This is a genomic window from Photobacterium sp. R1 (assembly GCF_054600795.1).
The window spans coordinates 1-233 of sequence record NZ_BAAHZP010001033.1; the positions used below are offsets into that span (position 1 = coordinate 1).

Consider the following 233-nt stretch of genomic DNA (forward strand, 5'->3'; position numbering starts at 1 on the left):
CTGGGCTTGATGGCGTTCAGAAATACCGATCCCTGTATCCCGGACCATTAACTGAAGTTCAAGGTTTTCATCTCGGACGGCTTTCAGCTCGAAGGCAATATCAATGTTACCGCGCTCGGTAAATTTAAAGGCATTACCAATCAGGTTCGTCAGTACTTGCTGGATGCGCTGCGGATCCCCAATCAGGCCGGTCGGAATCCGGGGAGCGACCCGCAGCGGCAAGTCCAGTCCTG

The 233-nt window shown here is 53.6% G+C and carries 1 protein-coding gene; it reads right to left on the reverse strand.

Features of this window, described 5'->3' with window-relative positions; translation table 11 throughout:
* The coding region (locus tag ACYP03_RS28200) for an ATP-binding protein (RefSeq protein ID WP_459782964.1) at positions 1–233 on the reverse strand (233 nt) is incomplete at both ends.